The sequence below is a fragment of the Agrobacterium vitis genome (assembly GCF_037039395.1).
Taxonomy (GTDB): Bacteria; Pseudomonadota; Alphaproteobacteria; order Rhizobiales; family Rhizobiaceae; genus Allorhizobium; species Allorhizobium vitis_E.
The window spans coordinates 462,100-485,849 of sequence record NZ_CP146242.1 but is presented as its reverse complement, the minus strand read 5'-3'; the positions used below and the strand labels follow the sequence as shown (position 1 = coordinate 485,849).

The following is a 23,750-nucleotide window of genomic DNA, read 5'->3' as shown; positions in this document are numbered from 1 at the left end:
AAAGGAACAGAAAACCGTATTTGCTTCCGGTTATGCCGTCCCCCCCGGTCCTGCTGTCTCCAGGTCATGCTGTCCAAAGAGCAATATCGTCGCGGTCGCCAATCAGCGCCAGTCCATGGGCAATCGATACCATTTCGCCGCCGCTCTCGATTCTGTCCTGGCTGAAGCGCTCGGTGAAGATCCGCCGCACCGCCGGAACGAAGGATGTGCCGCCAGTCAGAAACACCTTGTCCACGGCGCCTGCCTCGGTGTTCGTCCGGGTCAAGACATCGTCGAGTGCCGATTCGATGCGTGTGAGATCGTCGGCAATCCAGCTCTCGAAATCCTGGCGCTTGACGGTCTTGCGGCCAGCCGCGCCCAGGGGCGAGAAATTGAACTCCGCTTCATCCGCTGAAGAGAGCGCCATCTTGGTGGAGGACACAGCCTGGTAGAGCGGATAGCCTTCGTCATGCTCGACCAGGTCGATAAACAGTTCCAGTTTGTCGGGAGCGAGGCTCTGGCGCACCAATTGCTTCAGATCGGCGAATTCCTTCGAGGATTTGAACACCGACAACTGGTTCCAGCGTGAAAAGCTGGTGTAATAATTGCTTGGAATATCCAGGATCTTGTCGAAACTCTTGAACTGGCTGCCTTTGCCGATTTCAGGCGCCACCAGATGCTCGATGATGCGCGCATCGAACTGGTCACCAGCCAATCCGACACCGGAATAGCCGACCGGCACTGCCGACAGCACCCCTGCCTTGCGCTCGAACCGGATCAGCGAATAGTCGGTGGTGCCGCCGCCGAAGTCGGCAACCAGCACTGTGGCATCCGCCGTCAGGTGCTGGGCGAAATAGAAGGCCGCGGCCACCGGCTCATAGACATAATGGATTTCCGGAAAGCCGAGCCGGGTCAGCGCCTCGTTATAGCGGCGCATGGCAAGCTCGGGATCGGGCGAGGCGCCAGCAAAATGCACTGGTCGGCCCGCAACGATGCGGCTGGCATTCGTAGGCCAGCCATCGCCAGCATAGGCTTCCAGCCGTTTCAGGAACACTTCCATCAGGTCTTCGAACTGAAACCGCCGTGCATGGACAAGCGTGCCCTGAAACAACGCCGAGGCGGCAAAGGTCTTGATCGATTGCAGGAAACGGCAATCGCCGGGATTGTCGATGAACTGGCGAATGGCAGCCTGTCCGGCCTCTACCTTCAGGGCACGCGCGCCAAGCTGGGCATCCTTCATGAAGGATAGCGCCGTGCGCATGCTGTCGGTGGTTCCGGCCATGGAGGTGAACTGCACCGAATGGGTGGTGCTCTCATTGATGCTCTGTGCCAGGACCGTGTTGGTCGTGCCGAAATCAAGCCCAAGCGCGTTTGCCATGGCTGCTGCTCCCTGATGCCTGTCTATGGGCGTGAATGATTGGACGGTTGCGGGCGCGCCTCTGCCTGAGAGGGGCTTTGCTTAAGGAGCGGGCCTGATGACACAGGCTGGGGCAGGATGCAAGGATCGATTTCCAGAAAAGAGCCGCTGCCAGCGCACGAAAGCGCCGTGCGCCCTGGACGGTGCGCAAAGGTTCGCTGTAGCAGAGTCTGTCTGGTTCAGGTTGAACCAGACAGACTCCCGCATTTCCTGTTTTCGTTTGTCCTATCGGGAAAACCGGGTCGACTTTGTCCCTGACAAAAGCCGATGCTTGACGGATAAAAGCGCCGCGTTCGGTCAAACGCGGCGCTTTGAAGTGACAATCATGAACTGCGCAAGGTTATCGCAAAACCCGGCCCGCCCCCCAGGTCAGTGCAAGACCGAACAGGGCCAGCAAGCCGCCCCAGATGATCCAAGGGGTCTGGTTGATCATGAAACTGGATTGCGGGTAGGGGAAAATCCCGGCACCCTGCGCCATCCACAGAATGCCCATGGCAATGGCCAGTAAGCCGACAATGGTTAAAGCCCAACGCACGACAATCATTTGATTTGCTCCCGCTATTCAGCCGCCATGGCTGGTTTGGATGGCCGATCTTCGCTGTTTGCCGCGTGATGCCCCTTGTCTCGGCGAACAAGCCTGGTCAGGAATTTGCCGAACCGGTCCATTTCCACGAAGATCACTGGCGTGATGAACAGTGTGAGCAATTGTGAGACGATCAGGCCGCCGACAACGGCGATGCCGAGCGGCTGGCGCAGTTCGGAACTGGCGCCATGGCCTAGCGCAATGGGCAGTGCTCCGAGAAGCGCGCAGAAAGTGGTCATCATGATCGGCCGGAAACGCCGCACACAGGCCTCGTGAATGGCCTTTGCCGGTGTTTCGCCATGTTCGCGGATCAATTCCACTGCCACGTCGATCATCATGATGGCGTTTTTCTTGACGATGCCGATCAGCATCAGCAGGCCGATCAGAGCGATGACCGACATGTCGAAATTCAGCAGTTTCAGGGCCAGAAGCGCCCCGAAAGCCGCCGCCGGCAGGCCGGAAAGAATGGTGAGCGGATGGATGAAGCTCTCATACAGCACGCCCAGCACCACATAGATCGTCAGCACGGCGGCCAGGATCAGCAGACCGGTATTTCCTTGCGACTGCTGGAAAATCGCCGCCGTACCGCCATAGGAGGTGAAGACGTCATTGGGCATGCCAATCTCGGTCTTGATCTGATCGATCCGGGCGGTGGCGTCGCTCAGCGATATGCCGTCAGGCAGGTTGAACGACACCGTGGTCGAAACCAGCTGGCCGGTTTGGTTGACAGTGACAGGGGCAGTATGACGCTTGACCGTGGCGAAGTTCGACAGCGGCACCAGCGTTCCCGTGGACGATGAACGCACCAGGATATCGCGCAGGAACTCGTCGTCCCACGGCTTGTTCCGGTCGAACTCAACGATGACATCGTAGCTGTCGCCGGTCGACTGGATCTGGGCGGCATTATAGCCGCTGAACGCCATTTCCAGGGTCTTGCGCAGCTGATCGTTGGTAATGCCGAAAGCGGCGGCCTTGCCGTTGTCGATATTGATATCGGCGGCGATGGCATTGTTCTGCGCATCGCTGGTCACATCGGTAAACAATGGGTCCTGGCGCATGGCGGCCTGGATCTTCGATGACCATTCGTCCGTGGCTTTCGTGCTCAGCGCCTGGACAACCAACTGATACTGGCTGGCGGTGCTGCGGCCGCCGAAGCGCAGGTTCTGCTGCGGGGTGATATAGCCGCGGATACCGGCGATCTTCGACAGCTTCTGTCGCATCTCGTTGAGGGTTTGAGCAAGAGGCGGACGGTCGTCCTTCGGTTTCAACTGAACGAAGATCGTGCCGTTGTTAAGCGGGCTGCGGCTTGAGCCACCGACGATGGAGGTGACATGATCTACAGCAGGATTGGTCTTCAGTTCCTCAGCGACCTTTGACTGAAGATCGCGCATGGCCGCGTAGGAAATATCCTCACGGGCCTGGGTGCTGACCGTCAACCGGCCAATATCTTCCTGCGGGAAGAAGCTGGATGGCAGCGTGTGGAACAGCCAGCCGGAGCCTGCGATGGAGGCGACAAAGACCATCATCACCACAAAACGGTGGTTGAGACACCAGCGGACAGACTTGTCATAGCCGCTCTGCGTCTTGGCAAAACCGGCGTCGAACCAGCGTACGATCAGCGGTGGGCGGCTGCTGTGGGAGGAAATCCGGGCTGCCAGCATTGGCGTGACCGTCAGAGATACCAGGGCAGACGACAGGATTGCCATGGTGACGACCATGCCGAACTCATTGAACAGGCGTCCGACAACACCGCCCATCAACAGGATGGGAATGAACACTGCCACGAGTGAGATCGACATGGAAATAATCGTGTAGCTGACCTCACCGGCACCTTTAAGGGCGGCCTTAAGCGGCGGCATGCCTTCTTCGACATGGCGCAGGATATTTTCCAGCATGACGATGGCGTCATCCACCACCAGACCCACCGCCAGCGTCAGGCCGAGCAGCGAGATATTGTCGATACTGTAGCCAAGCACATACATGCCGCCAAAGGTGGCAATCAGCGAAAGCGGCACGGCAAGACCGGGAATGAGGGTCGCGGTCAGATGGCCGGTGAACAGATAGATGACCAGGATGACAAGCGCGATGGTGAGGAACAATGTGAACTGAACGTCGTGGATCGCCTCGCGGATGGCGGTCGATGAATCGTTCATCACATTGATCTTCAACGAGGGGGGCAGCTGCTTTTGCAGGGCAGGCAGCTTTGCCATCACCTCATCGACCACCTCGACCGTATTGGCGTCGGGCTGGCGCTGGATGGCGAGGATGATCGCCTGTTTGCCATCGAACCAACTGCCGGCATCGAGATTGTCGACACTGTCGCGCACATTGGCGACATCGGAAAGGTGGATTGGTGCGCCATTGCTGGTGGAAATCACCAGCGACTTGAATTCCTCGGCATTGGTGCGCTGGGTATTGGCATTGATGGTCAGCGACTGATTGGCCATCTGCAAGGTGCCGATAGGTACCTGGCTATTGGCACCGGTAATCGCCGAGGTCAGCGTATCGACGCCAAGTCCGCGCGCTTGCAGCTTGGCGGGATCGACGCCGATCCGCACTGCGTAGGTCTGGGAACCATAGATACTGACCTGCGCTACGCCGTTCAGCGTCGACAGCAGCGGCGAAATGATGTTTTCGGCAATCGAATCCACCTGACTGCGCGGCATCTCATCGCTGTTGATGGCCAGGAGCAGCACCGGTGAGTCGGCTGGATTGGTCTTGCGGTAGCTCGGATCGGACGTCATGTTGCTGGGCAACTGACGGCTGGCGCGGGAAATCGCCGCCTGAACGTCAGCAGCGGCGGCATCGATATCACGGTTCAGGTCGAACTGGAGAACGACGGAGGAATTGCCCAGCGAGTTGGTCGCGCTGATTTCGCTGATCCCGGGGATGGTCTCGAACTGTTTGATCAGCGGGGTGGAAACGGACGTCGCCATGGTTTCCGGCGAGGCGCCGGACAGGGTCGCCGTCACGTTGATGGTTGGAAAATCCACCTTGGGCAAAGCGGCCACCGGCAAAAGCCGATAACCGGCCAACCCGGCCAGAACCAGGCCGATGGCAAGCAGAATGGTGGCAACAGGCCGATTGATGCAAAATGCAGGGATCATCGGGTGATATCCTTCGGCTCGTTTTCAGCCACTTTCTGGCCGGCAAACTGTTCCAGAACAGTCTGGCCATCGGCAAGCTGCACCTGGCCTTCCACCACGACGTGATCGCCTTCCTTGAGGCCTGAGGCAATCGCTGTCATGTCGCCATTGGCGCGCAGGACGGAAACCTTGGTTGCCTTGACCTTGCTGTCGCTGTTGACCGTATAGACGAAGAAGCCTTCAGCACCGGGGCGAACCGCGACGGTTGGCACGAGGATGTTGCGGTCTTCGGTCTGGAAGCGAACTGTGACATTGGCGCTCTGGCCGGGCCAGAGAATGCCCTTGTCGTTTTGAAATTCCGCCTTGACGAGAATAGTCCCCGAGGTGGTGTCCACGCTATTGTCGAAGAAGGACAGCTTGCCTTGAACCGGCACGCCGCCGGTCGAGGCGGGATCGACATCGACCACCACGTCCTTGCCTGAAAACGCCTGATGCAATTGTGGCAGGTAGCGTTCCGCCATCTGGAATTTCACATAGATCGGATTGTAGCGGGTGATACTGACGATGGCGGTTCCGGCGCTGACATAGGCGCCGATGCTGAGCTGGATACTTCCGAGCCTACCATCGAAGGGCGCCCGGATTTTCATATGCTCCAGATCGACCATATCGGATGCCAGCGTGGCCTTGTCGGCATCAACCTTGGCAGCAGCCGAATCCCGCGATGCCTTGGACTGTTCATAGGCCTGCTGCGATTGCGCACTCTGCTTGAGCAGGCTTTCCGCACGCGTCAAGGCCGCCTCGTATTCGGCCAGGCTGGCCTGGTCGGCAACGATATTGGCCTTGTCCTTGTCCACGGTCGCCTGGGCGATCCGGTCGTCCAGCCGGGCGATCAGATCTCCCGCTTTCACTTCCTGTCCGTCCTTGGCGATCACGTCCTGAAGCAGACCGCTCTGGAGGGCGGCCAGTGTCGTGGTATCTTCCGCTTCGGCCCAGCCTGTTGCCGTGGCATCCATCGGCAGATTGCCCATGCTGGCAGCAACGGTTTTGACCGATGCCGGTCCGCCATTACGCCGACCGCCACTCTTTCCGCTACCTTGGCCGCCACCTTGGCCGCTGCCCTGGCTGGCCGATTTGCCGGCTTCCTGTCCTGACGATTGGCCTGAGGATTGCCCATTGGTCTGGGCCGTTGCCTGTTCGGCACCTGCTTTGTGGCCCGCCGTCTGGCTGGTTTGGCTTAGAAACGGTACCTTGTCGAGATAAGGAATTTGGTCGCGATATATCCACCCGCCGACGGCAAGGATTGCGATGATGCTGGAGGCGGTCCAGAATTTTTTCATGTGTCAGGGCCTGATGAAGCTTGAGCTGGTCGTTCATCCTATCATTATTGAATTAATGCACCGCGAAAATAACAGCGGAGCACACTATCGATCAACTCGCGGTGAGTTATCCTTAAATTCTTGTAATAAAGTCGTATTTAGTGACAGTAGTATTGGTTCGTCACTAAATACGACGGTTTGGGCTGTTGTATTTAAAGAGATTTGGCGGCGCCGCCATCGACCCGCAGCATGGTGCCGGTGATATATGCGGCGGGGACGGAGCAGAGAAAAGCACCTGCGGCGGCAAATTCTTCCACCTTTCCGAGCCGTCCTAGTGGGATGGTCTTGATCGAGCTCTCGCGAACCTCTTCCAGCGATTTGCCCTGGCGTTTGGCATTGGCGCCGTCCAGCTCATCGATCCGGTCGGTATGGATCCTTCCGGGCAGGAGAAGATTGGCGGTGACGCCGAAGGAGGCTATTTCGGAAGACAGTGTCTTGTTCCAGCCGACCAAAGCGCCGCGCAATGTGTTGGAGAGCGCCAGATTGGCAATCGGCTCAATCACGCCAGACGAAGCAACGGTGAGAATGCGTCCGAAGCCCTGCGCCTTCATCTGGGGAACCAGTGCGTTGGTCAGCGTAATGATCCGCACCACCATGGACTGAAAGAAGGTATGGAGCTTTTCATCGTCCATATCTTCTACAGTGCCTGGTGTCGGCCCGCCCGTATTGTTGACGAGGATATCGATGCCACCAAGTTTTACGGCGATGGCGTCAACGAGGGTGGCGACGAAACCGGGGTCGGTAAGATCCGCCACTACGTAATCCGCCTTGCCGCCAGCCTTGACGATGTCAGCGCAATTGGCCTCGAGCCTGTCTTTCGTGCGCCCGCAGATCAACACATGTGCGCCTTCGGCGGCCAGTGCATTGGCGATGCCTTGCCCAAGTCCGCGGGATGCGGCGAGAACAACCGCCCGCTTGCCGGAAATGCCGAGATCCATTGTGAATTCCTTTTTGTGAATGACGATGCGATTTTCACGCGAACCTAACAAGCGGGGATGCAAAATCAAAGGCGCAGAAAGCGATAAGGTCCGATCATCCATTTCCCGGCCGCTCTGTAATTGACGTGCACGTAAACGGAAGATATTCTTGGCCCTCATAGCACCCCGCAGGGATTTCACGCCTTGCCCTGTCGCAACCTGGCTCGACAAGCCCGGTTTGATTTGACAAGGAAGATATCCATATGGGGAAAAAGCCGAGCGGAGAAAAACGATGAGCGAACAAGAGCTGCCCGAGCGCGAGAGCATGGAATTCGACGTGGTGATTGTGGGTGCGGGGCCTGCGGGGCTTTCGGCGGCCATTCGCCTCAAGCAGGTCAATCCTGATCTGACGGTTGTGGTTCTGGAAAAGGGCGCGGAAGTCGGCGCCCATATTCTCTCCGGGGCCGTGGTTGATCCGGTCGGTGTCGATAAGCTCCTGCCGGATTGGCGCAAGGAAGCCGATCATCCGTTCAAGACCGAAGTCACGGCCGACCATTTTCTGTTTCTCGGACCGGCTGGCTCCATTCGTCTGCCCAACGCGCTGATGCCGCCGCTGATGAACAATCATGGCAATTACATCGTCTCGCTCGGCAATGTCTGTCGCTGGCTGGCGGGCCATGCCGAGGCTCTCGGTGTCGAGATCTATCCGGGCTTTGCCGCAACCGAGCTGCTTTATAATGAGGCTGGCGCAGTGATCGGTGTTGCCACCGGTGATATGGGCATCGAAAAGAACGGCGAACCCGGCTCCAGTTACACGCGCGGCATGGAATTGCTGGGCAAATATGTGCTGATCGGCGAAGGGGTGCGTGGCTCGCTTGCCAAGCAGTTGATCGCCAAATTCGATCTGTCCCGCGACAGCGATGTGCAGAAATTCGGCCTGGGCATCAAGGAACTGTGGCAGGTCAAGCCTGAGCACCATAAGCCCGGCCTGGTCCAACACTCGTTCGGCTGGCCGCTGGACATGAAAACCGGCGGTGGCTCCTTCCTCTATCATCTGGAGGACAATCAGGTCGCGGTCGGCTTTGTCGTCCATCTGAACTATAAGAACCCCTATCTCTATCCGTTTGAAGAATTCCAGCGCTTCAAGACCCATCCGGCGATCCGTGAAACCTTCGAGGGTGCCAAGCGGATTTCCTATGGAGCGCGGGCGATTACCGAAGGCGGCTATCAATCGGTGCCGAAATTGTCCTTCCCCGGTGGAGCGCTGCTGGGCTGTTCGGCGGGCATGGTCAATGTGCCGCGCATCAAGGGCAGCCATAATGCTGTTCTCTCAGGCATGATGGCGGCGGAAAAGATTGCCGAGGCAATTGCCGCAGGCCGCGCCAATGATGAGCCGGTCGAGATCGAAAACAGCTGGCGTGGCAGCGAAATCGGCACGGATTTGCGGCGGGTGCGAAACGTCAAGCCGCTATGGTCGAAACTCGGCACGGTGCTCGGCGTGGCACTTGGCGGGCTGGACATGTGGACCAACCAGCTTCTCGGCTTGTCCGTATTCGGCACGCTGAAGCATGGCAAGACCGATGCCCAGAGCCTTGAACCGGCTGCAAAGCATAAGAAGATCGATTATCCCAAGCCGGATGGTGTGCTGACCTTCGACCGCCTGTCCTCGGTATTTCTGTCCAACACCAATCACGAGGAAGACCAGCCGGTTCATCTCAAGGTCAAGGACATGGCCCTGCAGAAGAGTTCCGAGCTTGGCGTCTATGCCGGTCCGTCCAGCCGCTACTGTCCCGCCGGGGTTTATGAATGGGTGGAGAAGGAGGGCGAGCCGAGCTTCGTCATCAACGCCCAGAACTGCGTCCACTGCAAGACCTGCGACATCAAGGACCCGAACCAGAACATCACCTGGGTGCCGCCACAAGGAGGCGAAGGACCGGTTTATCCAAACATGTAATGTTTGGGTGAGGCGGTCCGCACGGACCTCTGTTGGGGAAAGGAGGCGAAGGACCGGTTTATCCGAATATGTAATATTTGGGTAAGGCGGCCCGCACGGACCTCCTTTAAGGGGAGCAGGCCGTTGGTTGGATATTTTTATCAACCGTACCGGTTTGCACTTGAAATGACTTGCGAAAGCTGGTGATCGTCTATACGAAATGTCAATAGGTCAGTAATATTGACCTATTGACTGATTTGAGGAGATCACCTGTCATGTCTGCCGCAACCGCAAAGCCGGAATTCATCGTCAAGCCGAATGCGAACCCCATGCCGGAAGCAGAGCGCCTGGAGGCTTTCCAGAGCCTGGGCTTTGGCACGCTGTTCAGCGATCATATGGCGGTGATCCAATGGAATGTGGTGAAGGGCTGGCATTCGGCGGAGATTACCGCGCGCGGACCATTTGCCATCGATCCGGCAGCCGCGGTGCTGCATTACGCCCAGGAAATTTTTGAGGGGATGAAGGCGTACCGTACGGCGGAAGGTCGCGTCGTGCTGTTTCGCCCGGACGAAAATGCCCGCCGTTTCAACGAGTCTGCACGGCGCATGGCGATGCCGGAAATTCCCGAGGAACTGTTTCTCGAAGCCATCGATAAATTGGTCAAGGCCGATGCGAAGTGGATTCCAGAGGGTGAGGGCAGCCTTTATCTGCGGCCTTTCATGTTCGCCAGTGAAGCATTTCTGGGCGTGCGCCCGGCGCGCGACTATATTTTCTGCGTCATAGCCTCACCGGTCGGCCCCTATTTCAAGGGCGGTGCCAAGGCGGTGAAGATCTGGGTTTCGGAAAACTACACCCGCGCCGCGCCCGGCGGCACCGGTGCCGCCAAATGTGGCGGCAATTATGCGGCCAGCCTGATTGCTCAGCAGGAAGCGGTCGAACACGGCTGCGATCAAGTGGCCTTTCTGGATGCCGCCGAGCACAAATGGCTGGAAGAGCTGGGTGGCATGAACGTGTTCTTCGTCATGGACGATGGTTCGCTGGTGACGCCCCCTCTGGGGGGCACCATCCTCCCAGGGATTACCCGCAATTCGCTGATCTCGCTCCTCAAAGACCAAGGCATGACGGTGCATGAACGGCCCTATTCTTTCGAGGAATGGCAGGCGGATGCCAAAAGCGGCAAGCTGAAGGAAGCCTTCGCCTGCGGCACGGCGGCTGTGGTGGCTGGGATCGGCGAGGTCAAATTCACCGACGGTGGCTTTGTGATCGGCAATGGCGAAACCGGTTCGGCCACGTTGAAAATCCGCGAGCAATTGGTCAATATTCAGCGTGGCAAAAGCAATGACCCGCATGGCTGGGTCCGCCAGATCGACGGGATCTGATTGCCGGTCATTCCAGGATGACAGAAGAAGCGAGCAAGGCCGGAAGCTATTCCGGCCTTGCTCTGTTTCAGCGGATCTGCAACTCGATGCCGCCCATGATCGTTGGATCGGAGCCTGCTTCCGGCTCGCCGATCGGTTCGAGCGTGATTGTGGCATCCTGTAGCGTCAGGCCGTCCAGATCCGTCTTGGGCACGAGGTCGGTGATGTCGAACAGCACACTGCTGTCGCCATGGGTCGCATCCGGCCCCGCATGTGTTGCGGCAAAGAAGTTGAGGTAGCCGACAAACCGCCTATCCTTCTGACCCGCCAGCGTCAGGTTGATCATGTAGGACGTGTTGGGGTTGCTGGCGACCATAACGGACTTGAGCACGACGTAAATCCGCCCCTTTTGCGGACCCGCTTTCAGCGCCGTCCGCCGGTTCTTGTTTTCCGCCTTGTTCGCCGCCGCCGACGTGAGCGTCACGGTTGTTGCTGTCTGCCCGAGCTTGATTAGGGCGTGGCTGTCCATTTTCATTGCCTGCGTCTGCTCGCTGTGGCTGGGCGCTGACGACATCAAGGTGAGGGGGCTTGCGGCAGCCGCCGAATCTGCGACCAATTTCACATTGGCGCTGACCGGCTGCGGCAGAGAATCATAGCTATAGGGCAGGGTCGCCGGGTTGGACACCGAGCTGAGATCGGCCACCAATGCGGTTCCGTCGGGTGCGACGAAGGTGAATTTGACGGTAGACCAGTCTATCACCTCCTTCGTTTTGGGGTCGACCGTCTTATTGGGGTTTTCACCGCCCAGGGCATTCCAGTTGGACCAGATCCGGTCGATATTGCAGTGATGCATCCAGAAAACCGGATCTCCGGCGGCAGTCGGCACATACCCCATATTGTTAGAATTGCCGGTGAGGTCATGGACATGGTTGTGCAGGTTCCCGTTGAGTGTACTACAGAAATCCGTGTATTCATTTCCCTGCATGACCGGCAGTGCGAGTGGATTGGGCAAGTTATTGTCGAGATAATATTGGTTGATCGGCTGCCCGCCATTAACGTTCGCATAGCCCTTTCCATTATTGATATTGCGGTTTTGCTTGTAGAGAGGGCTGCTGGGGTCCCTGAATTCCTCAGGAATGGCATAGTATTTTGCGTTGGTATAGTCCCAGTATGGCAGGGTGAACGCGTCGTTCTGGGTAACCTGGCGGACGATATTCTCAAGTTGGAGAACATAAAGCCGGTGCCATGGCAGGAAATAGTCCGGCTGCGTCTTCGTGCCATTTGCCTGAGGGGCGTGGGGCTGGCAGGTATACCAGCTGGCCTCGGCCAAGGCCTTTTCCTTGGAGGACGATGTGCCGAACACCTTTTTGATTTCGGTGTCTTTGCTCGCCGGGCTGGCATGGATATACCATTGGAATGTCCAGGAGCGGGGATCTGAATCCTTCCAGCTTTTCATCTCCTGGACGGCACTCGTATAGATTTTGAGCATCTCCTTGCCCTTGTCCGACGCGACATTATACCGGACATAATTGGCGGCACGGCTACCCTTGGGTGCAATCAGAGAGGCGATTGCAGCCGACATGGAGGTGAGGAGAAGAGTTCTGCGGTCGATCATATTGAGCCTTTCTAAAATAGATGGACTCAATTCTAGGTATTGTGTAATAAAAATTCAACCTATGAGGGTCGTCCTTTTTTGGGTGTTATAGGTCCTCATGCGCCTGGCTCTTCCTATTTTTTGCATGATCCTTTTTTACACCATGATTAGCCGGTTGATTGGGATCTGCTGGGCTGGTGCTGAGACGATGTCAAACTCCGAGACTTTCGTTTTAGCCTCGTTCGCTTCGTCAACCGCATAAGCTGCGGTAGAACTTCGAATTTGCTGGGTGATATCCTACTTAAATCAAGGCGTTCTATAGTTTGTCAGAGAAAAGTGGAAACCGATTTTTCCGAAAAGACAAACGAAACAAACAGATCTTGGGGTCAGTGTGGTTCAGTCTGAACCTGACTGACTTTAAGGAAGGTATCATGCAGCCGTATCGCCGGACCCCTTTTCTCAGTTCCACTCCAGAGGCTGTTGAAGATCATGGCATTGCATCCCGGAAATGCAGACCGCTTGAAACAACCACCAAGATCCATTTTTAACACTATTTCGGATTGGGCCCTGGCCTCGGCACTGTCGCGCATCGTCACCATCGGTTGTCTGGATATTGTGACAGCCAGCGGCAAGACGCTGTCATTTGGTGACCGTACGGGTGAGCCTGTCACCGTTCGCTTCGCTGATACGCGCGCGCAATGGGCGTTTCTGATCGATGCCGATATGCGGCTGGGCGATCTCTATATGGATGAGCGGTTCTTCGTTGATCAGGGAACCATGTTCGATTTCGTTTCCATGGTGCTACGGGAGGCGCAAAATGCCACCCATCCGCTGATCGCCCGGATTATCGACGATGTAAGGACCCGGTTCAGGATCTTTCGCCACCGCAATCTTCCCGCCAGATCCAAGCAGAATGTCGCGCACCATTACGATCTGGATGCACGGCTTTACGAACTGTTTCTGGATGAAGATCGGCAGTATTCCTGCGCCTATTTCGAGCGTGACGATCAGAGCCTGGACGACGCCCAGCGCGCCAAGAAAGACCATCTTGCCGCCAAGCTGCGCCTCAAGCCGGGAAACCGTGTGCTGGATATCGGCTGCGGCTGGGGCGGTCTCGCGCTTCATCTGGCCGATAGGGCTGTCGGCGGAGAGGTGCTGGGCGTCACCTTGTCAGAAGAGCAGCTAGCCTATGCGCTCAAGCGGCCCCGCAAGCCTGAGACTGAGGCGGCCAATGTCGATTTCCGGCTGATGGATTATCGCAGTCTGGAAGGCACATTCGACCGTATCGTCTCGGTCGGCATGTTCGAGCATGTCGGTCTTGCGGCTTACAGGACGTTTTTCAGCAAATGCAGCACACTGCTGGCCAATGATGGCGTGATGGTGCTGCACACAATCGGCTGTTCCGCAACGCCGGGCTTCACCACGCCATGGCTCGACAAATATATCTTCCCCGGCGGCTATATTCCGGCACTGTCCGAGATCGTTCCTGAAATTGAAAAGGCTGGCCTGACGATCACTGATGTCGAGGTGTTGCGCATCCATTATGCCAAAACCTTGCGCCACTGGCACGACCGCTTCACCGCCCGATGGGCAGACGCAGCCGCCCTCTACGATGAACGCTTCTGCCGGATGTGGGACTATTATCTCTCCACCGCCGAAGCCGCCTTCTATCACGAGGATCTTGTCGTCTTTCAGATCCAGATAGCCAAGAAAAACAACGTCCTGCCACTGACGCGGGATTATATTCTGACCGATCACGAAAAGCATGTCGCCGCCGTATAAGGCGCACGACGATCAGTTCGTCGGCAGGAATCGGTGATAGCTATCGGGGTCGGTGAGGATGTCGCGCACCATATCAAAGAATTCGGGAACTGTCTGGCCCAGTGTCTGGGGTGAAAAATCAAACCAGTAGCGTTTGGAAAATTCGCCTTCGATGTCATTGTGGTAACGGTGCAAGAACTCGTGCATTTCTTGCACTAATTGTTGCTTTCTGGTGTCCTCGGTCAATCGGGCATAGCCAGCAATCGCTTCGGGTACGCTTTGATATTCCAAATCCATATCCTGATGAAGATAGCTGCCAATCAGGCCTGAAAGTGCGTCGAAATCGTCAGTCATTGTTGGCATGGTCAATCGTTACTCTTACGGAACGGGATAGGAGGTGAGAATATAATGGGTCATGCCATTATAAGTCTCTTTCTTTAAAATAATCCGGAGCCTCGTCATTTGTTGAACTTGCCCTGATGCTCGGACGACACCTTGTCCGATCACCCGTCCTGCATCGAACACAATGGGTGGTTCCAGCTTGGAGCCAATGGCGGCATTCTGTGACCATTGCATGATCCGTGCTTGGTTCAACCTCAATGCTCTGGAAATTTGATCTTCAGCGATGCGCAGACTGCTGAAGGACGAGATAACGGGAGGGGGCGCGCGATTGGTTGCTGTTTGTGCAATCCGTTGGCGTAGGAATGCTTCATCCTTGGCAATATGCCTCTCTATCGTATGGCCGCCAAGGCGGCTTCCCGCCTGCGCTTCATGCTGCATCAAAGAGATACGGCCGGATCTGATGGCGGCTGCGCGAACTGCGCCAGCCATTGCAGCCCCACCGATTGGCACCACAAAGTCCATCGCCATGCCGATGTTGTCTGCTGCCTGGGGCGATGCACCAAGAGATTTCGCGAGGGACGACGTGCCTTTCTCCGTCCAGGAGCGTTCGTTTTGCCCCGTCCATAATTGCCGTCCGCCTGTGGTGCATTGATCTGCGGCATGAAGCGCTAAAGCTCCTCCACCGACCTTGGTCAACATTGTCGGTTCTGGTGTGGCAAGAAGTGCTCCGGCCGTCAGGCCTTCCGCAGCGCAGCCGAGCAAGCGTAATCCGCCTATGACCCTGTTGCCCAGCGTTCCGCCTTGTTCGACCGTTTCCCCTTCAAGGACCGCCGCCAACTGAACGGCAGATACTGCGATAACCAATCCCCCGTCTATCGGAGCATTGCTTTCATTTTCTGTTGGCATGGATAACCTCCCAAACATTCCATTGTCGGGAAGGTTTCATTTTCCGTGGAATTTTGCAACCCCGGCAAGGGATAAGCCATAAGGTTGCAGGAGACCCAATGTTGACCAATCGAACTCATGTTCCGTTCAATCGCAACAGAGCCATGTCCACTGTAATACCAAAGCTCGAAGATGCTGACGCATCCTCGCTTTGAAGAGATTTCGAATATCTCAAATGCATGAAGGGCTTGAGATATTCGAAAACGGAATACGAAGTGTCATTGAAAATGACCCTTCGTATAAGACATTACAGTGTAAGCGAGTGCGTCATTCAAGCCGCTACTCGCTCAATCCCAAGCCTACAGCAGCGTCCCGCTCAAAATCACAAGCGCGACGGTGAAATAGATCACCAGGCCGCTGACATCGACCAGGGTTGCCACAGCCGGGGCCGAGGCGCTGGCGGGGTCGAGCCGCAGGCGTTGCAGCAGGAAAGGTAGCATTGAGCCCGCCATCGAGCCGAATGTGACGATGCCGATCAGGGCGGCAAACACGGTGAAGCCAACCAGCAGCCAATGGTCGCCATAATTATAGAGACCCATGTGCTGCCACAGCGCAATGCGAACGAAACCAACCAGGCCAAGAATGGTCCCCAGCGTCATGCCCGTGGGCAATTCACGGATGGCAACGCGCCACCAGTCGGAAAGCTTCAATTCTCCCACCGCCAGAGCCCGGATGATCAGCGATGTTGCTTGTGAGCCGGAATTGCCGCCCGAGCTCATGATCAGCGGGATGAACAGGGTCAGCACCACGGCCTTTTCCAGCTCGCCTTCGAAATATTGCATGGCGCTGGCCGTCAGCATTTCGCCAAGGAACAGGGCGGCGAGCCAGCCGGCACGTTTTTTGATCATTCCGGCAAAGCCGATCTGCATATAGGGCTTGCCGAGTGCTTCCATGCCGCCGAATTTCTGGGCGTCTTCGGTCGTGTCGGCAATCATCGTGTCGATCACGTCATCGACAGTGACAATGCCCAGCATTTGACCAGCATCGTTGGTAACGGGCAGGGCCAGCAGATTGTTGCGGCGGATCAAGCGAGCCACTTCTTCCTGCGTCATCAGCGGGCCTGCATGCACGACACCGTGACATTGGGCGACCGACAGAATGGAGGCCTCGGGCTCCACGGTGATCAGCCGCCGCAGCGTGACCACGGCAATGAGCGTCCGGGTGATACGATCCAGCACATAAATCGCATAGACGGTCTCGCTGGCATTTTCCACCATCCGCACATGGGCCAGCGTTTCGGCCACCGTAAAATCATCGGGCACGCTGACGAATTCCGTCGTCATGATCGATCCGGCGGTGCGCTGCGGATAGGCCATCAGATGTTCGACGGCATGGGCCGTGGCCGCATCGAGCCGCGAGAAGATCACCATGCGGCTGCGGTCGTCCATCGCCTGGAAAATGTCGGCGACCCGGTCGTGGGCAGTGGCTTTCAGCAGGCGTACGGCTGTATCGACCGGCAACGCCGCGATGATGTCGGCAGCATGCACCAGTTCGGGGCGGGCAATGACGCGCAGCGCCTTTGGCTGCGGCAGGCTAGCCAGCATGGCGGCGGCCTCGGAAACGTCCAGCGCATTCAGCTGTTCGATCCGGTCCGTAACGGTGACGACATTGAGGCTGTCGTTTAGAAGGTGTCGGGCAGCATAACCGGCCCGCAGAGGAAGGCGTTGGATATTCATTGTGCTTGCCTTTCCGTCGATCCGCCGTAGCGCAACCGACCAGCAAGCTGACGGAACCGTCAGAGCAGGGCGACCGCGTACGGCATGGACAATCGACTGCTACTGTCGCTTGGCATCTTATCGATGACTCCGTTGAAATCCGTGCGGAAAGCTCCCGCCCGTTCATATTAGCTGCGCCTCTGTCTGCGCAAAGTCAAGAGGGGGATAACGGCTCAAACCGGGGTGAAAGCGTGCGGCGCACTACACAAATCGGTGATTGCCTGTACTGTCTGGATATAGGCCTCATCTCGAGGTTTATTCCGCTATCGTGTTGGGCGGCGCACGCGGAAATTTCCGAGATGGTGCAAGGACTTGCTCAATAAATTTCACCGTGGCTTGCTAAGCCTTCGAAAGGGAAAACCGGTGGGCGCAGCACTCACGCTCAGTTAACCATGCACACAGAACACGCTCAAGCCCCGCTGCTGGCGCGGGCCGGTAGCGGGCTTTTTAAGGACCGGTCAGGATGCTGATCGGCGCTGTAGCGCCACCGAGATGAGAAAGACGATCAGGCCGAAGAAAGACAGAACCGCGCCCACATAGCCAGTGGCGCCATAACCATAACCGGCGGAAATGACCATGCCACCCAGCCAGGCGCCAAGGGCATTGGCGATGTTGAAGGCTGAGTGGTTCGATGCTGCCGCCAGCGTCTGTGCGTCGGCGGCAACATCCATCAGTCTCGTCTGCACGGCGGGACAGGCGGCAAAACCGCAGCCGGTCAGGAAGACGCAAATGCACAGCATGACCGGATTGGCGGCAGTCAGCGAAAAGATCGTCATCAGCACGACGTTGAAGGCCAGCATGCCGCCGATTGTGCCGTTTAGCGAGTAATCGGCCATGCGTGAGCCAACGACGTTACCGACATTCATGCCGATGCCGAACAGCGCCAGCACCACGGCAATCATCGAGGCGGGTAGTCCGGCGGTGTCCGTGGTGGTTTTGGCGATATAGCTGAAGATCGAGAACATGCCGCCAAAGCCGACCGCGGCGACGGCAAGCGTCAACCACACCTGCAACCGGCCGAAAGCGCCGAGTTCGCGGCGAATACTGGCGCCTTCCGCTACCGTGTCCTTGCGCAGGTTGAACGCGATCAGCACCGCCGTCAGCGCCGCAATTGCCCCGACCAGCATGAAGGCGGCCCGCCAGCTCATCATCTGGCCAAGGAAGGTGGCAAATGGCGTGCCGATCAGCGTGGCAATGGTCAGGCCCAGCATGACGCGGCCAACGGCGCGGGCCCGCTTATGCGGCTCGACCATCGATGCGGCCACCAGGGCGGCAACGCCGAAATAAGCGCCGTGCGGCAGGCCGGTGATGAAGCGCAGGATTGTGAAACTCAGAAAGCTAGGGGCCATTGCGCTGGTGATATTGCCAAGAGCAAACAGGCCCATCAGCATCAGCAGTAATGTCTTGCGTGGCAGCTTTGCCGCCAGCGCGGCGATGATCGGCGCTCCGACGACCACGCCCAACGCATAAGCGCTGATCACCCGGCCTGCTTCGGGTACGCTGACGGAATAGGTCTGCGCCACCTCCGGCAGGAGGCCCATGATGGCGAATTCGCCGGTGCCGATACCAAACCCACCGACGGCCAGCGCAAATTCAATCAACAGAACCGTGCGCGGTGATAGGGCGGCTTCGGTCCGGTCTGGACCTGGTCTGACAGCTGAGGGTGCAAAGCGGATCGTATCGTTCATAAAATCATCCCGGCACCGGAGCAAGGCTGGTGCTGTTCAATAGAAAGGCAGCAGGGAGGACTGCTCGAGGCAGCTGAATCGCAAAATAACCCATTTGGCGCATCCATCATCCAGCCGCTAACCATGCGGCGGTCATGCACAAGGCAAGACAGTCGAGGTCGCAAACTTGCCGGTGGGATGGTCAAACGTGATGCCGCTACCCTTAGCATGCATGTGTGCGTTGCGGTAGAACGATAATGGTGATCTTGATCTTTTCGGCTGCAAACCCGATTTGCAGCAGACGCATGCAACATAATTGGCGGCGGATCGTTAAAATGCGTTGTCGTGCGGTTTCAACGTAAGACACACCAGTCTGGAACTGGGCGGCGGTCAAAAGGAGCAGCGCGGGAATGAAAATCAAGGCCGTTTTCAACCGGGAGGGCGGAACCTTTCGCACCACCGACATGGATGCCTATTGCGCACGCGCCGAGCAAATCTTCCGCGATGCCGGTCATGAGATCGAAACCATGGCCGTTGCTGGCCGTGACATCGTCAAGACCCTTGAGGCTGCTGCACAGCAGGGCTATGACGCGCTGATCGCCGGTGGTGGCGACGGGACCATATCGGCGGCGGCGGGCATTGCCTGGAAAACCGGTCTGCCGCTCGGCGTCGTACCCGCCGGGACAATGAACCTGTTTGCACGCTCACTGAAACTGCCGCTCGATATCTGGCAGGTTCTGGAGGTGCTGGCATCGGCGGAGGTCCAATCCGTCGACATCGCCACTGCCAATGGCCAGCCGTATGTACACCAGTTCTCCGCTGGCCTGCACGCCCGCATGGTCCGCCTGCGCAACCGGATGGACTATGCGTCGCGCTTTGGCAAAATGCGGGCCAGTACCAGCGCGGCGATTAGCGTGATGTTCAATCCGCCTCGCTTCGACGTCGTCTTCGATATCGACGCCGATGGACGCCAGGATAGCAAGGAAGTGTCCGCCGTTTCGGTTTGCAACAACCCGGTTGGAACAAATCCGTTGTTTTATGCCGATGATATTACCACCGGACAACTTGGGATTTATCTTGCTGCACCCCTCGATTCGGTTGGAATGGTGGGGTTGGCGATTGATATTTTGCGCGGCAAACTCACGGAAAACCAGGCTGTCACATCGGCCACCTCACAAATCGTCAAGCTGCATTTCCCAAAACACCGTCACGGCGTCGCCTGCGTGATCGATGGTGAACTGTTGCACATGCCTCGCGATGTAGAGATCAAAATCCATCCCGGGGAACTGAAGGTCTTGGCACCACCCCTCTTTCCAGCATAGGGCCAGGATAGAGCATGTCATGAAAACGCCCGGTCGAGCCGGGCGTTTTTGTATTCAGGGCATTGCTGCATAAGGAGCGGTTTGGAGGCCGTTCAATGCGTAAACGCAGCCGCAATCAGGGCCTTGGTGTAATCTTCCGCCGGGCTTTCGAAAATGTCTTCCGTCGGCCCTTCCTCGACAATCTTGCCGTTCTTCATCACGATCACATGGTCGGAAATCGCTTTGATCACAGACAGATCGTGGCTGATGAACACGTAGGACAGATCATGTTTCTGTTGCAGGTCGCGCAGCAACTCGATCACCTGCCGCTGCACGGAACGGTCCAGGGCCGAAGTCGGTTCATCGAGGATCACCACTTTCGGCTTGAGGATCATCGAGCGGGCGATGGCGATCCGCTGACGCTGGCCGCCGGAAAATTCATGCGGATAGCGGTTGCGCGAGGCCGGATCGAGGCCAACCTCCTTCAATGCGGCAATGGCGCGCTTGTCGCGCTCCGCTTTGCTAAGGTTCGGTTCATGTACGTAAAGCCCTTCGGTGATAATCTCGCCAACCGTCTGGCGTGGCGAGAGCGAGCCGTAGGGGTCCTGAAACACCAGCTGCAATTGACGGCGAAAGGGACGCATCCCGGCGCGGTCGAGGCCGGAAATATCCGTTGTTTCGAAGCTGAAGCGGCCATCGGCCGAAAGCAGTTTTAAAAGCGCCCGGCCTAGCGTCGATTTACCCGAGCCGGATTCGCCGACGATGCCGATGGTCTGGCCCTGGCGAAGCTTCAGATTGACATGATCGACGGCGCGGAACTTTTTATTGCCCTTGAACAGGATGCCGGAGCTGATGTTGAAATCCACCACGACATTGCGGCCTTCGAGAATGACAGGCGCATCGGAGGGCGGTGCCACCTTGGAGCCTGATGGTTCGGCGGCCAGCAGCATCTTGGTGTAATCGGCCTGGGGACGCTCGAAAATATCGTCGCGGCTGCCCTGTTCGACAATTTCGCCGCGCCGCATCACCGCCACGCGGTCGGCCACATGCTTGACCACGCCGAGATCGTGGGTGATCAGCACGATGGCCATGCCGAAGCGCTTTTGCAGATCGGCGAGAAGATCGAGGATCTGCGCCTGGATCGTCACGTCCAGTGCCGTGGTCGGTTCGTCGGCGATCAGCAGGTCCGGCTCGTTTGCAAGCGCCATGGCGATCATCACGCGCTGGCGCTGGCCACCCGACAATTCATGCGGATAGCTGTTGATCCGCCGCTCCGGTTCCGGGATGCCGACCAGCTTCAGCAATTCCAGCACGCGGGCGCGCGCCTTCGACCGGCTCATGCGACGGTGAAAAATCAACGGCTCGGAAATCTGCCTGCCGACCGTGTACAGCGGATCGAGCGAGGTCATCGGCTCCTGAAAGATCATGGTGATCTTGGAGCCGCGCACGTCATTCAATGTCGAGAGGCTGGCGCCTGCCAGTTCGGTTTCACCGTAGCGGGCCGAGCCTGCGACTTGGCCGTTGGAGGCCAGCAACCCCATGATGCCCATCATCGTCTGGCTTTTGCCGGAGCCGGATTCGCCGACGATGGCCAGCGTTTCGCCTTTCTTGACATTGAAGGAAACGCCCTTGACCGCGTTGACCTCGCCATCGGGCGTGGTGAAGGTGACCTTCAGGTCCTTGACGGTCAGCACCGTCTGGTTTTCGGTCTTGTCCATGCTTATCGGTCCTTGGGATCAAGCGCATCGCGCAGCCCGTCGCCCACGAAATTGAGCGAAAACAGGGTGACGACGAAGAAAATTGCCGGGAAGATCAGCAGCCATGGCGTGTTTTGAATGTTTTGCGCGCCATCCGAAATCAATGTTCCCCAACTGGCCAGTGGCGCCTGTACGCCAAGACCGAGGAAGGAGAGGAAGCTTTCGGTGAGGATCACCTGCGGCACCACGACGGTGACGAAGACGATGACCGGGCCAATGGTGTTGGGAATGATATGGCGGCGAATGATCTGCCAATCCGTCAAGCCCAAGGCCTCTGCCGCGCCGACAAATTCACGGCGCTTCAACGACAGGGTCTGACCGCGGACGATCCGGGCCATTTCCAACCATTGTACGGCCCCGATCACCAGGAACATCAGCAGGATAGAGCGGCCGAAAAACACCACCATGACCACAACCAGGAACACGAAGGGCAGCGAATAAAGGATTTCGACGATGCGCATCATCACATTGTCGACCCGTCCGCCAAGATAGCCGGAGGTTGCCCCATAGATCACCCCGATGCCGAGCGAGACGAGGCTGGCGGCAATGCCGACGGCAATCGAGATCTGTCCGCCCAGCATGACACGAACCATCAGGTCGCGGCCATTGCTGTCGGTGCCGAAAAAGAAATATTCTTGGCTGACACGTCCGCTCAACGTCATCGAAAGCTGGTCGGGCGTGGTCTCAGTGACTCGGGTGTCATGAAACTCATTGACCCGGTCGAAATAGCGGATTGTCCGTGGATCGACAGGCTTGTCAGAGGAAATCTTGGCGGTAAACGTGCCGCTTTCCACCGTAAAACTGTCCAGTTTCAGCCGCGCCCGTGTGGCAGCACTTTCCGCAACCTGTTGAAGAGAAGCAGGGTCAGGAAAGGGTTTCAAGCTCGGCGGGACAGAAACATAGGAGGAAAAAACCTGATCATAGCTGTGGCTGCTGAACAAAGGCCCGGCAAAAGAGAACAGGGCAATGAGCAGCAGGATCACACAGCCGCCCATGGCTGCCTTGTTCCGGCGGAACCGCAGGAGCGCCAATTGGCCCAGGCTGCGGCCTTCAATCGAAGGGGAGGTGATGGTGGTATCAGTCATGGCGGACCCTCGGATCGAGCAGGCCGTAGGCGATGTCGACAAGCAGATTGAAGACGATCACGAAGATCGAAACCAGCAGAACTGTTGCCATCACCAGCGGGTAGTCCCGGTTCAGGGCGCCGATGACAAAGAAGCGTCCGACGCCTGGAATGGTGAAAATGCTCTCGACCACGGCAGAGCCGGTCAAAAGAGCCGCAGCTGCCGGAGCGAGATAGGAAATAACCGGCAGCAGCGCTCCACGCATGGCATGGGTTATGATGACCGTCCGCGAAGGCAGGCCATAGGCGCGGGCCGTGCGGATATGGTCGGTATGCAAGGCTTCGATCATCGAGCCGCGGGTGAGGCGGGCGATAATGGCGACCTGGGGCAGGGCCAGCACGGTAATCGGCAGTGCCAGATAATAGAGCGAGCCATCACCCCAGCCACCGGCAGGAAGCCATGACAGCATCAAGGCGAAAATCAACGTCAATACCGGCCCGACTACGAAATTCGGCACGGTAATGCCAATCGTCGCAAAAGACATGACGGTAAAATCGATCCAGCCGTTTTGACGAAGCGCTGCGATTGTTCCCAGAATGACGCCTAAAATCAGCGCGATAATCAGCGCGGTGCCGCCAAGCTTGATGGAATAGGGAAGCGCCTGCGAAATCAACTGGGCAACGGTATTGTCCTTGTAGACGAAGCTCGGACCAAAATCTCCTTGGAAGGCATTGGCGAGATAATGTAGATATTGCTTCCACAAAGGATCGTTGAGGTGAAATGTCGCGATGATGTTTTCCATGGTTTGCGGCGGCAATGGCCGTTCGAGGCTGAACGGTCCACCCGGCGCAAAGCGCATCAGGAAAAATGAAATGGTCACGACGATAAAGATCGTCGGTATCGCGCTCATTAGTCGGCGCAGAACAAAGTTGATCATGGTCAAATAGCAGACGCG

17 protein-coding genes are annotated in these 23,750 nt (G+C 57.5%); 4 read left to right on the top strand and 13 right to left on the bottom strand.

Annotation, left to right across the window (positions count from 1 at the left end; all coding sequences use genetic code 11):
* Positions 1–64 precede the first annotated feature (64 nt).
* The 5 genes from V6582_RS04835 to V6582_RS04815 form a co-directional block, all read right to left on the bottom strand.
* Positions 65–1,357: an Hsp70 family protein gene (locus V6582_RS04835; RefSeq protein WP_156634371.1), complete on the bottom strand. Its 1,293-nt coding sequence runs from the start codon at positions 1,355–1,357 to the stop codon at positions 65–67.
* Positions 1,358–1,736: 379 nt separating this feature from the next.
* Positions 1,737–1,940 carry a hypothetical protein gene (locus tag V6582_RS04830; RefSeq protein WP_156634373.1) on the bottom strand — a complete coding sequence of 68 codons (204 nt, stop codon included), beginning with the start codon at positions 1,938–1,940 and terminating at the stop codon, positions 1,737–1,739.
* 14 nt (positions 1,941–1,954) lie between these two features.
* The gene (locus V6582_RS04825) at positions 1,955–5,086 is read right to left on the bottom strand and encodes an efflux RND transporter permease subunit (RefSeq protein ID WP_156634375.1); all 3,132 of its coding nucleotides are present in this window, start codon (positions 5,084–5,086) and stop codon (positions 1,955–1,957) included.
* Positions 5,083–6,402, bottom strand: a complete 1,320-nt coding sequence (locus V6582_RS04820; RefSeq protein WP_156634377.1) for an efflux RND transporter periplasmic adaptor subunit — start codon at positions 6,400–6,402, stop codon at positions 5,083–5,085. Before V6582_RS04820 ends, V6582_RS04825 begins: the two co-directional genes overlap by 4 nt.
* Before the next feature lie 191 nt (positions 6,403–6,593).
* Positions 6,594–7,379, bottom strand: a complete 786-nt coding sequence (locus V6582_RS04815) for an SDR family oxidoreductase (RefSeq protein ID WP_156634379.1) — start codon at positions 7,377–7,379, stop codon at positions 6,594–6,596.
* 271 nt (positions 7,380–7,650) lie between these two features.
* On the opposite strand from V6582_RS04815, the gene V6582_RS04810 reads away from it, so the two are divergent.
* The gene (locus V6582_RS04810) at positions 7,651–9,312 is read left to right on the top strand and encodes an electron transfer flavoprotein-ubiquinone oxidoreductase (RefSeq protein WP_349508923.1); all 1,662 of its coding nucleotides are present in this window, start codon (positions 7,651–7,653) and stop codon (positions 9,310–9,312) included.
* A 254-nt stretch (positions 9,313–9,566) separates the two neighbouring features.
* The gene (locus tag V6582_RS04805) at positions 9,567–10,670 is read left to right on the top strand and encodes a branched-chain amino acid aminotransferase (RefSeq protein ID WP_156633632.1); all 1,104 of its coding nucleotides are present in this window, start codon (positions 9,567–9,569) and stop codon (positions 10,668–10,670) included.
* Between the two features lie 67 nt (positions 10,671–10,737).
* On the opposite strand, the gene V6582_RS04800 is transcribed toward V6582_RS04805, so the two are convergent.
* Positions 10,738–12,264, bottom strand: coding sequence for a tyrosinase family protein (locus V6582_RS04800; protein ID WP_156633631.1), 1,527 nt, complete (start codon positions 12,262–12,264; stop codon positions 10,738–10,740).
* Between the two features lie 468 nt (positions 12,265–12,732).
* On the opposite strand from V6582_RS04800, the gene V6582_RS04795 reads away from it, so the two are divergent.
* Positions 12,733–14,025 (top strand): class I SAM-dependent methyltransferase, encoded by a 1,293-nt coding sequence (locus V6582_RS04795; RefSeq protein ID WP_156633630.1) that lies wholly within the window; start codon positions 12,733–12,735, stop codon positions 14,023–14,025.
* A gap of 12 nt (positions 14,026–14,037) precedes the next feature.
* On the opposite strand, the gene V6582_RS04790 is transcribed toward V6582_RS04795, so the two are convergent.
* The 4 genes from V6582_RS04790 to V6582_RS04775 all read right to left on the bottom strand — a co-directional run bounded on the left by V6582_RS04790 (position 14,038) and on the right by V6582_RS04775 (position 18,694).
* A complete protein-coding gene (locus V6582_RS04790) occupies positions 14,038–14,367 on the bottom strand; it encodes a contact-dependent growth inhibition system immunity protein (RefSeq protein WP_234889806.1) in 330 nt (109 codons plus the stop codon).
* Between the two features lie 15 nt (positions 14,368–14,382).
* Positions 14,383–15,252, bottom strand: coding sequence for an RNase A-like domain-containing protein (locus V6582_RS04785; protein ID WP_015915420.1), 870 nt, complete (start codon positions 15,250–15,252; stop codon positions 14,383–14,385).
* A 338-nt stretch (positions 15,253–15,590) separates the two neighbouring features.
* Positions 15,591–16,967: a magnesium transporter gene (gene mgtE, locus V6582_RS04780; RefSeq protein WP_156633628.1), complete on the bottom strand. Its 1,377-nt coding sequence runs from the start codon at positions 16,965–16,967 to the stop codon at positions 15,591–15,593.
* Positions 16,968–17,464: 497 nt separating this feature from the next.
* The gene (locus V6582_RS04775; protein ID WP_156633627.1) at positions 17,465–18,694 is read right to left on the bottom strand and encodes an MFS transporter; all 1,230 of its coding nucleotides are present in this window, start codon (positions 18,692–18,694) and stop codon (positions 17,465–17,467) included.
* 389 nt (positions 18,695–19,083) lie between these two features.
* Between V6582_RS04775 and V6582_RS04770 the strand changes: the two genes are divergently transcribed.
* Positions 19,084–19,995, top strand: coding sequence for a diacylglycerol/lipid kinase family protein (locus V6582_RS04770; RefSeq protein WP_156633626.1), 912 nt, complete (start codon positions 19,084–19,086; stop codon positions 19,993–19,995).
* Between the two features lie 92 nt (positions 19,996–20,087).
* On the opposite strand, the gene V6582_RS04765 is transcribed toward V6582_RS04770, so the two are convergent.
* Genes V6582_RS04765 through oppB form a run of 3 tightly spaced genes read right to left on the bottom strand, consistent with a single transcriptional unit; the run spans position 20,088 to position 23,732 of the window.
* Complete coding sequence (locus V6582_RS04765) at positions 20,088–21,692, bottom strand: ABC transporter ATP-binding protein (RefSeq protein WP_156633625.1); 1,605 nt, start codon at positions 21,690–21,692, stop codon at positions 20,088–20,090.
* Between the two features lie 2 nt (positions 21,693–21,694).
* Positions 21,695–22,816 (bottom strand): ABC transporter permease, encoded by a 1,122-nt coding sequence (locus tag V6582_RS04760; RefSeq protein ID WP_156633624.1) that lies wholly within the window; start codon positions 22,814–22,816, stop codon positions 21,695–21,697.
* The gene (oppB, locus tag V6582_RS04755; protein WP_060715931.1) at positions 22,809–23,732 is read right to left on the bottom strand and encodes an oligopeptide ABC transporter permease OppB; all 924 of its coding nucleotides are present in this window, start codon (positions 23,730–23,732) and stop codon (positions 22,809–22,811) included. Before oppB ends, V6582_RS04760 begins: the two co-directional genes overlap by 8 nt.
* Positions 23,733–23,750 lie beyond the last annotated feature (18 nt).

What these genes read in the sequence shown, in the direction of transcription:
- V6582_RS04835 (WP_156634371.1), bottom strand. Translation starts at nt 1,357, where the DNA reads ATGGCAAACGCGCTTGGGCTTGATTTCGGCACGACCAACACGGTCCTG.
- V6582_RS04830 (WP_156634373.1), bottom strand. Translation starts at nt 1,940, where the DNA reads ATGATTGTCGTGCGTTGGGCTTTAACCATTGTCGGCTTACTGGCCATT.
- V6582_RS04825 (WP_156634375.1), bottom strand. Translation starts at nt 5,086, where the DNA reads ATGATCCCTGCATTTTGCATCAATCGGCCTGTTGCCACCATTCTGCTT.
- V6582_RS04820 (WP_156634377.1), bottom strand. Translation starts at nt 6,402, where the DNA reads ATGAAAAAATTCTGGACCGCCTCCAGCATCATCGCAATCCTTGCCGTC.
- V6582_RS04815 (WP_156634379.1), bottom strand. Translation starts at nt 7,379, where the DNA reads ATGGATCTCGGCATTTCCGGCAAGCGGGCGGTTGTTCTCGCCGCATCC.
- V6582_RS04810 (WP_349508923.1), top strand. Translation starts at nt 7,651, where the DNA reads ATGAGCGAACAAGAGCTGCCCGAGCGCGAGAGCATGGAATTCGACGTG.
- V6582_RS04805 (WP_156633632.1), top strand. Translation starts at nt 9,567, where the DNA reads ATGTCTGCCGCAACCGCAAAGCCGGAATTCATCGTCAAGCCGAATGCG.
- V6582_RS04800 (WP_156633631.1), bottom strand. Translation starts at nt 12,264, where the DNA reads ATGATCGACCGCAGAACTCTTCTCCTCACCTCCATGTCGGCTGCAATC.
- V6582_RS04795 (WP_156633630.1), top strand. Translation starts at nt 12,733, where the DNA reads ATGGCATTGCATCCCGGAAATGCAGACCGCTTGAAACAACCACCAAGA.
- V6582_RS04790 (WP_234889806.1), bottom strand. Translation starts at nt 14,367, where the DNA reads ATGCCAACAATGACTGACGATTTCGACGCACTTTCAGGCCTGATTGGC.
- V6582_RS04785 (WP_015915420.1), bottom strand. Translation starts at nt 15,252, where the DNA reads ATGCCAACAGAAAATGAAAGCAATGCTCCGATAGACGGGGGATTGGTT.
- mgtE (WP_156633628.1), bottom strand. Translation starts at nt 16,967, where the DNA reads ATGAATATCCAACGCCTTCCTCTGCGGGCCGGTTATGCTGCCCGACAC.
- V6582_RS04775 (WP_156633627.1), bottom strand. Translation starts at nt 18,694, where the DNA reads ATGAACGATACGATCCGCTTTGCACCCTCAGCTGTCAGACCAGGTCCA.
- V6582_RS04770 (WP_156633626.1), top strand. Translation starts at nt 19,084, where the DNA reads ATGAAAATCAAGGCCGTTTTCAACCGGGAGGGCGGAACCTTTCGCACC.
- V6582_RS04765 (WP_156633625.1), bottom strand. Translation starts at nt 21,692, where the DNA reads ATGGACAAGACCGAAAACCAGACGGTGCTGACCGTCAAGGACCTGAAG.
- V6582_RS04760 (WP_156633624.1), bottom strand. Translation starts at nt 22,816, where the DNA reads ATGACTGATACCACCATCACCTCCCCTTCGATTGAAGGCCGCAGCCTG.
- oppB (WP_060715931.1), bottom strand. Translation starts at nt 23,732, where the DNA reads ATGATCAACTTTGTTCTGCGCCGACTAATGAGCGCGATACCGACGATC.